Origin of the sequence: Bacteroides sp. 51, assembly GCF_010500965.1 — a bacterium.
Classification (GTDB): domain Bacteria; phylum Bacteroidota; class Bacteroidia; order Bacteroidales; family Bacteroidaceae; genus Bacteroides.
Genome location: NZ_QVMI01000039.1, coordinates 17,672 through 31,624 on the forward strand (window position 1 = coordinate 17,672; position 13,953 = coordinate 31,624).

Annotated in this window: 10 protein-coding genes; 3 read left to right on the forward strand and 7 right to left on the reverse strand. The window is 39.6% G+C overall.

Features of this window, described 5'->3' with window-relative positions:
- Window positions 1-230: 230 nt before the first annotated feature.
- A complete protein-coding gene (locus tag D0T87_RS21210) occupies window positions 231-1,241 on the reverse strand; it encodes a YafY family protein (RefSeq protein WP_163177863.1) in 1,011 nt (336 codons plus the stop codon).
- 621 nt (window positions 1,242-1,862) lie between these two features.
- On the opposite strand from D0T87_RS21210, the gene D0T87_RS21215 reads away from it, so the two are divergent.
- Window positions 1,863-3,131: a restriction endonuclease subunit S gene (locus D0T87_RS21215; RefSeq protein ID WP_163177865.1), complete on the forward strand. Its 1,269-nt coding sequence runs from the start codon at window positions 1,863-1,865 to the stop codon at window positions 3,129-3,131.
- Window positions 3,132-3,192: 61 nt separating this feature from the next.
- Window positions 3,193-3,996 (forward strand): tyrosine-type recombinase/integrase, encoded by an 804-nt coding sequence (locus tag D0T87_RS21220; protein ID WP_163177867.1) that lies wholly within the window; start codon window positions 3,193-3,195, stop codon window positions 3,994-3,996.
- A gap of 26 nt (window positions 3,997-4,022) precedes the next feature.
- Here D0T87_RS21220 and D0T87_RS21225 read toward each other — a convergent pair whose 3' ends face one another.
- From D0T87_RS21225 to hsdR, 3 genes are read right to left on the reverse strand one after another with little or no spacing between them, the layout of a single operon-like run.
- Window positions 4,023-5,561, reverse strand: a complete 1,539-nt coding sequence (locus D0T87_RS21225) for a restriction endonuclease subunit S (protein WP_163177869.1) — start codon at window positions 5,559-5,561, stop codon at window positions 4,023-4,025.
- Window positions 5,561-6,985 carry an N-6 DNA methylase gene (locus D0T87_RS21230; RefSeq protein WP_163177871.1) on the reverse strand — a complete coding sequence of 475 codons (1,425 nt, stop codon included), beginning with the start codon at window positions 6,983-6,985 and terminating at the stop codon, window positions 5,561-5,563. Before D0T87_RS21230 ends, D0T87_RS21225 begins: the two co-directional genes overlap by 1 nt.
- Window positions 6,982-10,254, reverse strand: a complete 3,273-nt coding sequence (gene hsdR / locus D0T87_RS21235) for a type I restriction-modification system endonuclease (protein ID WP_163177873.1) — start codon at window positions 10,252-10,254, stop codon at window positions 6,982-6,984. Before hsdR ends, D0T87_RS21230 begins: the two co-directional genes overlap by 4 nt.
- An 805-nt stretch (window positions 10,255-11,059) precedes the next feature.
- Between hsdR and D0T87_RS21240 the strand changes: the two genes are divergently transcribed.
- A complete protein-coding gene (locus D0T87_RS21240; protein WP_163177875.1) occupies window positions 11,060-12,265 on the forward strand; it encodes an ATP-binding protein in 1,206 nt (401 codons plus the stop codon).
- A gap of 96 nt (window positions 12,266-12,361) precedes the next feature.
- On the opposite strand, the gene D0T87_RS21245 is transcribed toward D0T87_RS21240, so the two are convergent.
- From D0T87_RS21245 to D0T87_RS21255, 3 genes are all read right to left on the reverse strand, one after another.
- A complete protein-coding gene (locus tag D0T87_RS21245) occupies window positions 12,362-12,700 on the reverse strand; it encodes a helix-turn-helix domain-containing protein (RefSeq protein WP_163177878.1) in 339 nt (112 codons plus the stop codon).
- A gap of 188 nt (window positions 12,701-12,888) precedes the next feature.
- On the reverse strand, window positions 12,889-13,302 hold the full coding sequence (locus D0T87_RS21250; RefSeq protein WP_163177880.1) for an AlpA family transcriptional regulator: 414 nt from the start codon (window positions 13,300-13,302) through the stop codon (window positions 12,889-12,891).
- A 15-nt stretch (window positions 13,303-13,317) separates the two neighbouring features.
- Window positions 13,318-13,836 (reverse strand): tyrosine-type recombinase/integrase, encoded by a 519-nt coding sequence (locus tag D0T87_RS21255; protein WP_163177882.1) that lies wholly within the window; start codon window positions 13,834-13,836, stop codon window positions 13,318-13,320.
- Between the last annotated feature and the right edge of the window lie 117 nt (window positions 13,837-13,953).

A 13,953-nucleotide genomic window follows, 5' to 3' on the forward strand; every position in this document is an offset into this window, starting at 1 on the left:
ATTTGCTCAGAGATGGGCAGTCTCTGAATAGTTTGGCTGCCGGATCGTTTAGCTGCCTGAATTACCCTGAATGCCCGGCTATAGATTTTAAAAGTTCAACATTTATTTCTCAATCTTTTTTGTTTATGATACAAAGGTGAGACACTGCTATGCAAAGTATCTGCACAGCAAATAAAAAAAGACCTGCCAGTGGTTTTTTGCTCCGGAAGGTCTATAATTAAGATACGTAATCAGGAATTTTTATCCAAAATAGTTTTTGCTCTTTTTTGTATGGCTTCTTTTAGACTTTGTGGCTCAATTATTTCCACACAATCAGCATAAGTCAAGAGGCTTGTCTCAAATTCGTAATTGATTTGGAGTTTTAATTCGATGATGGCACAGTGATCTTTGATTTCCTTTATTCGTTGCGAACCATGGAGAGGCTTAGTTTCAATATAATAGAGTGCAGGACGTTCAACTCTCAGAATGACTTTTTCGATGGGTTTATCCCAGTATACTGTTACGCCAACCACATCATAGAAGTATTCTTCAAAATCGATTCCTTTGTTTTCGATATATGTAGTAGGATGAAAGGTGAGTGACTCTATCCTATCTAGTGCAAGGTTGGTAACAGGCAGACGATATTGCAAATCATCATTCAACCCGAACAGAAACCAGCGATTGTTGTATTGTTTAAGAAACCAGGGATGAATTATCATTGCTACTGCTTCTTTGGCAAACCGCTTGTAAGTAATAGATAAGACTTGTTTGTTGAGTATAGCGTTGAATATATCGGTAAAATGATTGAGCCCTTTCAAATATGGATTCTGGGCAAATTCCACCATTCCGGGATTATCTTCTTTCAATAGGAAAGTTTCTTCCAATCGAGCAGTGATTTCTTCCATCCACTCGAAATGAGGCATACCTCTGAAGCGATTGAGCATTGTCAATGTCTCTCTCAATTGATTTATTTCGGTTGGATCAAGTGGCTGATTGTATATGGAATAATGCCGTCGGTCGTATCTATAGTACATCTTTTTACCGTCGGGCAAACGTTGCAAAGGGATATCCCATTCTGTTTCCATGTGGTTTATATCATATTGTACCTGCCGTTTTGAAACTCCTTTTTTACTACCCGTTTTATCTAGGATTGCTTTGCAACATGCTTCTACAAGATCTTCCATGTAATATCTTCGTCCAAAGTTACTAAAACATTCATCCAATGCTTTGTATCTTATTTGTGCATGTTTGTTGGTTGGCATAGTATTTATTATAGTTATTCACATTCCACACAAATATACAGTTTCATTCTTTTCGTACATCCTTTTCCGAAATATTTTTCTCTAAAATGGATGCTATTTAGAGAGTAATTGTATCGTATAGGGTTATTTCATTACTTCGCTTAGTTACCTGTTTATCTTAAATTAATTGTCATCTTTACTTGGATTTAAAATATAATTTTCGTTTGCATTAATTAAAACGAAAGTTATAGTGAATAGCAATCTCACCTTAAGATATTAACTAATTTAGATAGAAAGGATTATTATCTCAATAAGACTGTCTAAGAAGTTTAAGTGTTTTTTGAGTAGGTAATATATTCTAGTTAAGTCGGTCGAGACAAGTCGGGAGGAAATGGCAGTGATTCTACGGAAATTTCTTACTCGACATCCGTGTATCATGAGGGCGGATTATGCACGGATTACGCCGACGCTGAAAAGTAAGGCGGTGGATGGATTTGAATGAATTTATTCAGGAAGGGTGCTTAGGGAATATAGTTCGGGAGGGGGGGTATTTGATGAAATAAGAGTTTATATTGGCATAAATCATATTATGAGAAGAAAGGGGGAAAAACCACCTGCATTGATGGGGAAATTCCGTTTGAGGTGCCGGAAGGATGGACGTGGGAACGGATAGGGAGCTTGTGTTCCTCACTGCAATATGGAACTTCAGAAAAATCACTTTCAACAGGAAGAATACCTGTCATAAGAATGGGAAATATTGATAGATTTGGCGAAATCAATTATGAAAATTTAGTCTATACTTCCAATGAGGACGACATAATTAAATATACACTTATTAAAGGAGATTTATTATTTAATCGGACCAATAGTAGTGAATTAGTTGGAAAGACAGCTATTTACAGAGGAGAATATACAGCTATTTATGCCGGGTATATAATTCGTTTTTCACCAATGCTAATAAATAATGAATACGTGAATTATGTAATGAATAGTAAATATGAGAAAGACTATTGTTATAAAGTAAAAACAGATGGTGTAAATCAATCTAATATAAATTCTCAAAAATTAGCTAACTTCCTTATACCAATTCCTCCTCTAAAAGAACAAATAAGAATTGATTCATTGCTAAAAGAAGCATTCGCATTAATTACCAATATCGAAGAAGATAAAAATATACTTCAGAGTCTAATTTCCAAAACTAAAAGCCAAATCCTTAACCTTGCCATTCAAGGTAAACTCGTCCCACAAGTCCCCACCGATGAACCCGCCTCTAAACTATTAAAACAGATACAAGCTGAAAAAGAGGTACTAATCAAAGCGGGAAAAATCAAGCGAGAGAAGCCGAAAAAGACAAGTGATAATTCACATTATGTGAAGCCGTTTGAAATTCCGAAGAGTTGGGTATGGTGTAGATTAGAGGATATTTGTGAATTTGATCCAAGAAATAATTTAGATGGAGAAATGGCTGTCTCGTTTGTACCCATGACTCTGATCTCAGATGGCTTTTCCAACAGCCATATTTCAGAAGTTAGAAAATGGGAAGAAATAAAAAAGGGATTTACACATTTTCGAGAAGGTGATGTCGGTATTGCTAAGATAACACCTTGCTTTGAAAACCGAAAATCTATCGTTTTTAAGAACCTGAAAAATAAATATGGCGCAGGAACAACCGAACTATACATATTGAGGCCCATGTCTGAACCATTTTTGTCTAATTATATATTATGGTTTATAAAAACCGACAATTTTATAGCTAATGGAATTGACAGTTTTACCGGGGCTGTTGGACAGCAACGAGTCGGAAAGAATTATATAAAAGAAACACTCTTTCCACTTCCTCCATTGTCTGAACAAAAACGAATCGTCGAAAGAATAAAGGCTATCTTCCAAACACTGGATGCTATTTTATAACAGTTGTAAATCTCGCCTATGAAGTAATTTTGTTGCTGTAAACTTTTAAAATTCAAAACATATGGTAACAAAATTCAAATCGCATTTACAAAAGAGTGATTTATCCGCAAACACCTTAACATCCTATGTGTGGACGGTGGAGTATTTCCTAACTCATTATGAAACAATCAACAAAGAGCGCCTCCTTGCCTATAAAGGTTATCTTATTGAACATTTCAAACCTCAAACAGTAAATCTCCGTCTGCAAGCAATTAACAAGTATCTTGAATTCATCAAAAAAGATAGGCTGAAACTCAAGTTTGTGAAAGTGCAACAAAAGAACTTTTTGGAGCATGTTGTCAGTAATGAAGATTACAAATTTCTAAAATCAAAATTGAAAACGGATGGATATACAGAATGGTATTTCGTTGTGTGGTTTCTTACTGCCACTGGTGCCAGGATAAGTGAATTGTTGCAAATAAAAGCAGAGCATGTACAAATCGGGCATTTAGATATGTATACCAAAGGAGGTAAGATCCGAAGATTATATATACCCAAGAATTTACGAATGGAGGCAATGCAATGGCTAAATGAAAAGTCCATCAAATCAGGATATATTTTTCTGAATCGTTTTGGTGATCGTATTACTGCCCGGGGCATTGCTCAACAATTAAAATATTTTGCACGAAAATACGGATTGAATGAAAGGGTTATTTATCCTCATTCTTTCAGACATTTATTTGCTAAAAACTTTCTGGATAAACTTAATGATATTGCATTGCTTGCAGACCTTATGGGACACGAAAGTATAGAGACAACTCGAATTTATTTGCGAAGAACGGCAAGTGAGCAGCGTATGCTGGTAGATAGAATAGTGACGTGGTGATTTTTGTTAAAAGCGTAGATTGGGTTCTACGCTTTTAAATTTAAGCTTATTACATTTAATTGCGAATAAATCTGTTCTATTGCTTGTATTATTCTATTTTGCTCATTTAGTGGAGGTAAAGGAATGTCAATATTCAATATTCTTTCAATTGCAAGTTTAGGCTGAGCCACTTGATGAGTTTTTTCAATGAATTGTTCCTGAATGTAAAGAGATAGAATAAAATACATTACTATTTTTTTATCAATCAGAACAAAATGAGTTAATTTAACCGCATTTTCTGTCAGGTTCATATTGTCAAACACATTGGGAATAATGCCTACAGCACCAATAGTTCCTGCAATAGTTAAATATAAATCTTCTTTTCCAATAGTATAATTCTTAATTTTTTGATAAACATTCTCATCAATATGTTTTAAATTATTTGTTTGAATTGTATTATTTTTCATATCAGAAACCCGTAGATAAATATGATTCGTAACTTCTTCTGCAAATGACATTCCTTTAGGTATTCTTTTTCCACCTTTTACAGAAACTATATCACCTAATTTTATCCATTCCCATGATTCTGGTATCTTATGCTCATAATGTGAATTATCACTTGTCTTTTTCGGCTTTTCCCGTTTGATTTTTCCAACTTTAATGAGTGCTTCTTTTTCCGCTTGTATTCGTTCTAATAGTTTGGAAGCAGGTTCATCGGTGGGGACTTGTGGGACGAGTTTACCTTGAATGGCAAGGTTAAGGATTTGGATTTTAGTTTTTTCAATTAGACATTTGAGTGTCGATTCATCTTTCTGAATTATATCAATATAACTAAAAGTATTTTCTATAAAAGATATTATACTTTCCTGTTCCCTCAAAGGAGGAAGAGATATTAACAAATTCTCTAAATTATATTTAGGTAAGCCTTCTCTTCCGCTTCCTGTAGATGCTGATATTATTTGTCCTTGAAAGAAAGGAGATAGAATATAAGAATGTAAGAATGTATTATTGACTTTTAATGTTCTAATAATACAGACATGTTGACTTACATTTGCTTCTTCAAAATCAGTAGATACTAAAGCGCACCTGCCTAATGATCCTCCTGTAATATTTAATAATAAATCATTCGCAAATACAGTAGTGCCTGACATTTCTGCATGAGTTTTTATGGAAATGTATTTAATATCAGTATATATAATTCCTGAATCATGAATATTTTGAGAACGAAGGAAAGGAATTCCGGTTGCAGAATAGTTGCTACCTCGTGGTGTACTACCCGAACCAATCTTTCTACAAATACTCCCCAACCTCACCCACACCCATCCTTCCGGCACTTCAAACGGAATCTCCCCATCAATACACGTTGTTTTCCCAGCCTTCTTCTCATAATATGATTTATCATCACCACGGAAGATGACAGATTCGTTCTTATCCCGTTTAATTTTCTTCTCTTTGATAAGCCTTTCTTTCTCTTCCCTAATACGTTCTACAAGAACTGTTGCCGGTTCATCATTCGGGTCTTGCGGCACGAGTTTGCCACGGATGGCGAGATCGAGTATCTTTTCTCTTAGTTTTTTGGTATCCATTATTCTTCGATATCTCCTATAAGTTGTTTCAGGGCGGCTACGGCGGCGGTAATGTTGTTGGTTTTTTCTTCGATTTGATCCATCAGTTCTACCAAGGAATAGTTCTCGGTGTCTTCTCCGGTTTTTATCCAGGAGATGTCGAGACCGGTTTTATCGCGCGAGAGGATATCGCTGTAAGAATATTTGCGCCATCTACCGTTGGGGTTATCTGTTGAATAGATTTCGGTGCGCTTGGTGGTGTCGCCAGATTGGTAACAGGCTATGAATTCGTCGAAATGCTCTCTCTTCAGGGGGTTGGACTTGTTGAAGTTGGCCATGTTGTTCCGTAAATCGTATATCCATACTTCGCTGGTATTGCCTTTCTCAGTGGTGCCACGGGTGAAGAAAAGAACATTGGTTTTTACGCCTTGGGCATAGAATATACCGGTGGGTAGACGGAGGATGGTGTGCAGATTGCACTTTTCCATAAGGTCTTTGCGGATTTTCTCGCCGTCGCCATCTACAAAGAGTACGTTATCGGGCAACACTACGGCGGCGCGTCCATGTTTGTTGAGGCTGCGGTAAATGTGTTGCAGGAAGTTGAGCTGTTTGTTGGAAGTGGGGTATGTGAGGTCGTCGCGCGTGGAACGTTCGCCGCCTTTCTTAGTACCAAAAGGGGGATTGGTGAGGACTACATCGAAGTCTTTCATGCTTTTCCCGTCGTTGGAGAGGGTGTCGGCCAGTTTTATTTCTCCGGCGATGTCGTGGAGCATGGCGTTCATGAGGGCGAGTCGATGGGTTTCTTGTACGAGTTCGCCGCCGGTGAAGGCTTGGGTGCGTTGAAATTCCTGTGCATTGGCGGGAAGGTCGAAGAGATCATCAGTATGTTGTTTGATGTAGCGGTCGGCTGCAATCATAAATCCGAAGGTGCCACAGGCGGGGTCGTTACAACGTTCGCCAGGTTGAGGGGCAATGAGTTCGGTCATGATGTCAATAAGCACGCGGGGTGTAAAGTACTGACCTGCTCCTGATTTCTTTTCGTTGGCATTTTTTTCGAGGAGGCCTTCGTAGAGGTTTCCGAGGCCTTCTTCTTTGGCTGAATACCAGTCGAGGGCGTCGATGGTTTTAATGATCTTTTCGAGGTTTTTGGGCTCGGTTATGTTGGATGTGGAACCAGCATATATTTCACGCACTCTTCCGGTACACTCTTCGCCCAGATGGTTGAGGAGTTCTTTGTAAAAGCGTTTGAGTTCGATGCCGCTTTTGGTTCGTAACTCATCCCATCGATAGGCTGCGGGGATGTTTTCTTCGGTGCCGGTTTCCTTTGCCATTTTCAGGAAAAGGATATAAGTGAGTTCTGTTACATATTGGTGATACGTGATTCCGTCATCACGTAGTACGTTGCAAAGGTTCCATAGTTTGGATACGATTTCCTGATTGTTCACGCTACATTTCCTCCGTCGTCATACAGATATTGGTTGAGTTCTGTGATGACGTGTTCTAATTGGTTTTTGAATATTTTATTTATTTTGTCGAAGCCTCCTTTGCTTTTGAAGGCTCCTGTTTCGAATGATTCTTTGTCGATGATGTTCTCGTTAAGGAGATAGCTTTCTATGCGCCGCAGCCAGTCAAGTTCCATTTTGCTGAATGTATGGTTTTGGGTGAGCCGGGCAACAGCTTTTCGGATGCGCTCTTCATGACTGACGAGGGTGCTGCCAATGGCGTATCGCCTGATTAGGCTGATGATATCGGCGGTGATATCTTCGTTTTTGGTGGCTTTCCACGCGGTGTTGAGGCGTTGTTCGGTAAAGCCGTTTCTTTCGAGTTCGAGTAGCAGACTCCGCAGGCTTTTCCGGGTGAGTTCCGCGGGACGGGTGCAGAGTATCTGGAGTGCTGATATTTTATTGATCTGACCGTTGACGAAGTTGTTGAATTCTTCGAGATAGTCTTCGGGTTTCTTCGCTTTGCCATAGCCTACGGTGTGTTCCCGAAGGACATCGGGTGTATCATCTATGATTTTATAGGATTTATAGGACGGTGTTCCGAGCAGCCGGATGGCATCTATGTTGTTTAATATCAGTTTTTTTGCTTCATTGACAGGCAGGTTTTTGATTTGTTCAAAAAACTCCTTGGGAGTTTGTCCGCTAATATCCTGAAAGTGGGTGATGGCTTGTTGGTTGCTTCTGTTTTTTACCTGGCGCTGCATTTTGGCAACTAAGAGGCTGATTTGGTAGTTGATGTGTTGCTCGTCGCTGATTTCTTTCAACTGGGTGATTAACTCGTCGGCAGTGGTTTGTGGATTTGCTGCAACGGGTTTCATAGTGTTTACTTCTTCGAGTGACTCGTATACGCCTACGGGGTCGAATATGTCGAAATGGGTTTTGTTGATTTTGGGGCAGAGACGGGTAGCTCTTCCCAGCATTTGCTCGAACAGGATGCGTGATTTCACCCGACGCATAAAGATGAGTGTGGTTATTTCGGGTACATCGATTCCGGTAGTGAGGAGGTCGACAGTGACGGCTATATTGGGATATTTTTCGTTTTTGAAGCGTTTGATGGCTTCGAGTACTCTTTTTTTATCGCCTACGCTGCCGGTTATTTTGAGAATGGCTTCATTGTCTATGCCATAGGGCTCGTAAATTTCTTTGAGGATTTTCACGATGAGGTCGGCGTGTTCGTCGCCTACGGCATAGATAAGGGTTTTGCCTTCTTCTCCTTCGGGATTGAGGTAGGTGGCTATTTCTTCGAGAACGGTACGGTTGAAGGGTTCGGTGATGACCCGGCGGTTGAACTGTTCGACGTCGAAGTCGAGTTCGTCTTCCAGCTCGGCACTGTTCAAGATTTCGTGAGTTACGGGGTCGTATATAACTGGGCGATCTCCTTTTTTATAGTGAATGCCTTCTTCGCTGAGTTGGGTGGTGATACGGTGAGGCAAGTCGTGGTCGATGAGGTATCCATCGAGCACGGCTTCTTTATAGGTATATTCGAAGACGGGTTTTCCAAAGATTTCGCTGGTATGAAGTGCAGGGGTTGCTGTAAGGGCTATTTTTACGGCATCGAAGTATTCTATTACGATGCGGTATTTGCTTACATAGTCTTTCTGGTCGCGATAGAGGAGTTCTTCTTCTCCCATTTCTTTATCGAGTACATATCCGCGGTGGGCCTCATCGACGATAATGAGATCGTAATCGGTGACTGATGGCATGGTGTCTTCTTCGTTGTAGAGGATGCGTTTTACCATGCTTTGTACGGTACTGACTTGTATTTTGGTTTCCCGGTCGGGCTGGCGGTCTTCCAGTCTCTTGATGTTGTATATGCCGTCGAGGGTCATTAGATCTTCGATTCTGACTTCGGAGAATACGTCTTGTGCTTGTTCGCCGAGTGAGGTTCTATCTACGAGGAAGAGGATGCGCCTGAATCGTTCGGTTTTAAGAAAACGGTAGATGAGACCGAGTATCGTTCGGGTTTTGCCTGTTCCGGTGGCCATAGAAAGAAGGATTTCCTGCTGTCCATTGAGTACGGCGGCTTCGGCGGCTTGAATGCCGTTTATCTGGTAATCGCGCAGGTTGAGGCCATCTTTATCGGTGAGCAGATCGTAAGGCATTTCCACGAGTTTGCGGTTGGCACTACGAATGTCTTTTTCAAGTAGTTCGAGTAGTCCATCGGGACTTATCCAGCCTTGGAGCGCTTTGGGTATGTTGGATTCCTGCCGGGCATCGAGAAACCATATTCCTGATTTGGTGTCGATTTGTTTGAGAAAATCTCTTCCGTTGGTAGCAAAGAGGAAGGGAGCTTTGTAGGTTCCCCAACAGTTTATCTGATAGTGAGCGTGTTCTGGTTTGATGCCACGGGAGTATTCTTTGCACTGGTAGTCGATGATGGCAGGTATATCGGTGACGTTTTTCTTTGCTTCAATTATACCAACGAGTTTGAGGCCGGCAAAGAGCGCATAATCTACTTTTCCGGTTCTTCCGCCAGGGATATCCACGGGCCATTCGGCTATGGCGAGGTTTTGTTCTTTTTGGGGACGTGTACCTTTAGAATAGTGCAAGTTGACACTATCGACGACCCATCCTACTTTGCGCAGTTGGCTGTCGATGATGAGCCGGGTTTCGGCTTCGGTGAGTATGATTTGTTGGGCGGCTTTTTCTGATTTTTCGGCTCGTTCTTGTTTTTGGACGGATGTCCGGGGGACAGTGGATTCTGCTATCTGTAATTTTTCCGCAAGCTGTTGGGTCAGTTGTTTTATTTGCTCTTCTTTTTCTTGCAGAAGGTGCGATATGTCGATGGTTGGTTGCTGCTGCGGAAGCTCAAATTCCTTTTTATCGAAAGAAGTTTCGCTGTATGTACGCATGAACCATGTACCGAGGTTATAACACATATGAAGAAGCATTTTGCAATCTTCCTGGGAGTCGTATCCAGTATGTACAGCTTTGTTACGGGTGGAGCGAAGCTGGTAGAGTATATCATCGATGACTTTTGGAAGTATGCCTTGCTGTTTGAGCTGTTTTATGCGGTTTGCATGAGTGTTTTCGACGGTAAGAGCGGGTATACCTTCGAGCTGGAAGATATAATTTACAAGTATTTCTCCGAATTGTCCGAGTTTTATCAGGCAGGAGTTGCTATCGGAATAGAGATAGTTTTCTGCCATATTGCCTATCTGGGACAATATACGATAGTCTGTCTGCAAAAAGTCGAAGTTACTTGCCTGCATATTTTTCTAGTATTTTGCATTAACTTCTGATAAGGATGTATTATCGGAAGTTAATGCAAATAAAGGGATTTTTTTTGGATTGGGGAAGAGGAAAGGGGGAAAAGAATGGAAATAATGACACATTTTTTTGTTTTAGATGTACTACTGAAAGACCTGCCGTTCAAACTCCACCACCAGAAGCTCAATATTCCCTTCACGGCCATCCTCTCTCCTGCGCTAGTGTAGAAAAAATTAACTATTGCATTTACAAGGAGATACCCTTTTTGTTTCAGCTGTTTGACCTCGTTTTTAAAACACCTGTGAATATTTCAAGACCTTATAACCCTCCCCATTTTTGCATCCATTATCCGTAGGCAACAGAGGTATCCCACTTTTCAATCCTTCCAAGAAATTCTGTTGATGGGGATAACCTCACCGTTGAGAATAAACGGTCGTTTTTCGGTAATAAATAAGTAGTATGATCAGTTTGCAAAACACACCGCTTTTTACCTACGGGGTTTGTCCAATAAAGTGTACAAGTTCTTCAGGATTATTGGTATAGACGGGCTCTGATGCTTCGTCATATTGTGCGCTCAATTAACAGCGTTCGTTTCAGTTACTTCCTGCTATGGGAGCTCCGACTTCACAAGCCGAATCAATAAAATGAGATGAAGTGGAAGCCATATGGAGTTATCTATGCTAAAATAGCAACTATTTCATGAACTAATATATCAAAAAAAGACGTTCAAAGATTGTTTTTCCATAAAAAAAAAGACATTCAAAGGTTTATTGTAGTATATTTGTATAAACATAAAAACGATCACAGATGGAAGAAAGAGACGTTGAGAAGATATACAGAAGCTATCGGAGAAGGTTAAAAGATACTCCCTTGTCCTTTATTAGATTTATCTATGATAAAATAAACTGGAATGACAGACTCATAGGTATTAAGGGAGCGAGAGGAGTAGGAAAAACGACTCTTATGCTTCAGCATATCAAACAAAATTTCGAACATACAGACCAAGCCCTGTATGTATCGTTAGATAATTTGTGGTTCGCCACACACTCTTTGGATGATTTGGTTGAATACCATTACACACATGGTGGAACGCATCTTTTCCTTGATGAAGTACACCGATTCCCAAAATGGCAAACAATGCTGAAAAATCTGAATGATGATTATCCGGATATACATATAACTTATACCGGTTCTTCCATGTTAGAGATTGATGTACAGCAAGGTGACCTGTCAAGGCGCCAGATCGTTTATCAGTTGGCTGGACTATCATTCAGAGAGTTTCTGGCATTTGAATGCGGGATGAAGGTTCCGGCTTGTTCATTAGAAGAACTTTTGCAGAATCATGTTACAATTGCATCCAATATAACGGATCAGTTGAAGATACTTCCTTTGTTTGAAAAGTATCTTCGGACAGGTTACTATCCTTTTTATAAAGACACTTACGAAGGGTATGATTTTCGGTTACAGGAAGTTGTCAGGCAGGTGATTGAATCAGACTTGCCTGCTGTGGAGGATATACACTATGTCACTACGCAAAAGGTAAAAAAAATGTTGATGATTCTGGCGGAACGAGTGCCGCATACTCCTAAGATGAACGATCTGTATAAGGAATTGGAGACAAACCGGGAACAAGGATTGAAAATGCTGTATGCTTTAGAAAGAGGGGGATTGTTGGGCTTACTGACTACTCAGATGAAAAATTACACAAGCCTTTCACGCCCGGATAAAATTTATCTTGATAATCCTAACCTAATGTATGCTTTGTCTTCAAATGCCCATATAGGAACAGTGAGAGAAACTTTTTTCTTCAATCAGTTAAACGTTACCCATGAATTATTATTACCACGCCAAGGGGATTTTTATGTAGACCGACATTATTTGTTTGAAGTGGGGGGACGGTCGAAAACATTTGAGCAAATAAAAGATGTTCCTGATAGCTTTTTGGCTGTAGATGGTACAGAAGTGGGACATCATAATAGAATTCCTCTTTGGATGTTCGGTTTGCTTTATTAGGTCTTTATTATGATATCGCCTTTATATAAACGCTGGTGGAAAATTCAACGTAAAAGTCAATTTACGCTGGATTTTCTACATAATGAATAATTATCTCTATCCCCCTTTCTTTTGGGAAGCCTGGATTACTTTAAGAGCATCATCCCGTGTCTTCCCTCTAATTGAGGCATCTTTCATCCATCCAAGAACCTCTTTACGCGAAAAAAGCAACTTATTTCCTATTTTCATAAAAGGCATGAGCTTTTGAGAGGTAAACTTATATATTTGTGCTTTTGATGTCTGGTATCCATTTTCCGCCAAAAGCTCCAATACTCCCTCCATATTGAGTGTATCAACTATGGGTTTACTCTTCTCTGGATGAGCCATAGCTTGTGAAATAGCTTCTCTTACAATTTCCATTAGTTCATCTTTAGATGTCAATATCATATCTGCCATAGTACATTATTTTAAATGAATGCAAACGTATGATATTGGAATTTACCTTGCAAACCGACAAATAGATTGACACCGTGATGTCATTCGGTGACAACAAGAGACATTAGATGACATATTACAAACATCCTTAGGCCACCACCTATGACAAGCGATGACTAAGGATGTAAAATACAATAAGTGTAAAGTCCTTAGAGTTTCTCCGTTTTCTTGTATAAAAAGAGTTGTGTCAAAACATCTTGGACCGGAAAGGTTTCTCCTTGCATACACTTTAGGGGTGTCGGTCTGATAAATCCGTGAACAATCCACTTGTTTAATGTAGGGCGGCTTATACTAAGCATTTTGGCCAACTGCTTTCGCCCTATAATTTGTTCCGAATTGAAAGTCCTAATCAGATGCTTATTGCAGGAATAATATCTTTCCAAAGATTTAATAGCCTTGCCCACATCAGCAATGAAGGGAGAAGGGCTTTTACCTTTGATATGAATGGATATTTTATTGAAGTCAAAGTCCTCAGAACCTATCCGAGATATCAGCTCATTAACAAGGACCTCCCTACATTGAATATTACCGATATCTATGATTTTCACTTTTAAGCGTGCCATAACAGATTGTATTGGTTAGAAATCTTCAAGCAACTTTGCATTCTTCTCTCGTTCCTCTTTTTCAAAAGAATCAAGATATATTTGTGTGGTATTAAGACTGGTATGTCCTAGACTTTCTGAAATAAATGCGATATTTGAACCTTTCCTCTTTAAAACGGTCGCAAAGGAGTGTCTTGCGGTATAGCTCGTTATGTCAAATATTCCTACAGCAGCACCAACTATCCTTATATTCTTATTGAATGTTTTAACAAAGGCTTTTTTCCTCTTTGAGAATAGTTCGATATCATTCGTTTGTACAATTAAAGGAAAAATGTAATTATTTGGCTTCGGTTCGTTTCCCCATCTTCTTATGATTTCCTTCATGTTTTTTGTAAGCGTAGCACGAATTTCTTTAACCGTTTTAGTTGTCCGTTCGGTCTTTTTCCGGATAAAGCAAATTTCCCCATCCACTATATTACTGAACTTTAAACAGAGTAGATCGCCAATATTAATTCCGTTACAGAAATAAATGAACATCCAGATATCTCTGTACATTAATAAAGCGGGATCATCGTAAGCCTTCGGTAATCCCCGCCTTTTAGTGTTTTCTTTTTTGCTCTACTTTTGGGATCAAAAAGCATTATGTTAACCCTACTCAAATTCCAAGAGATT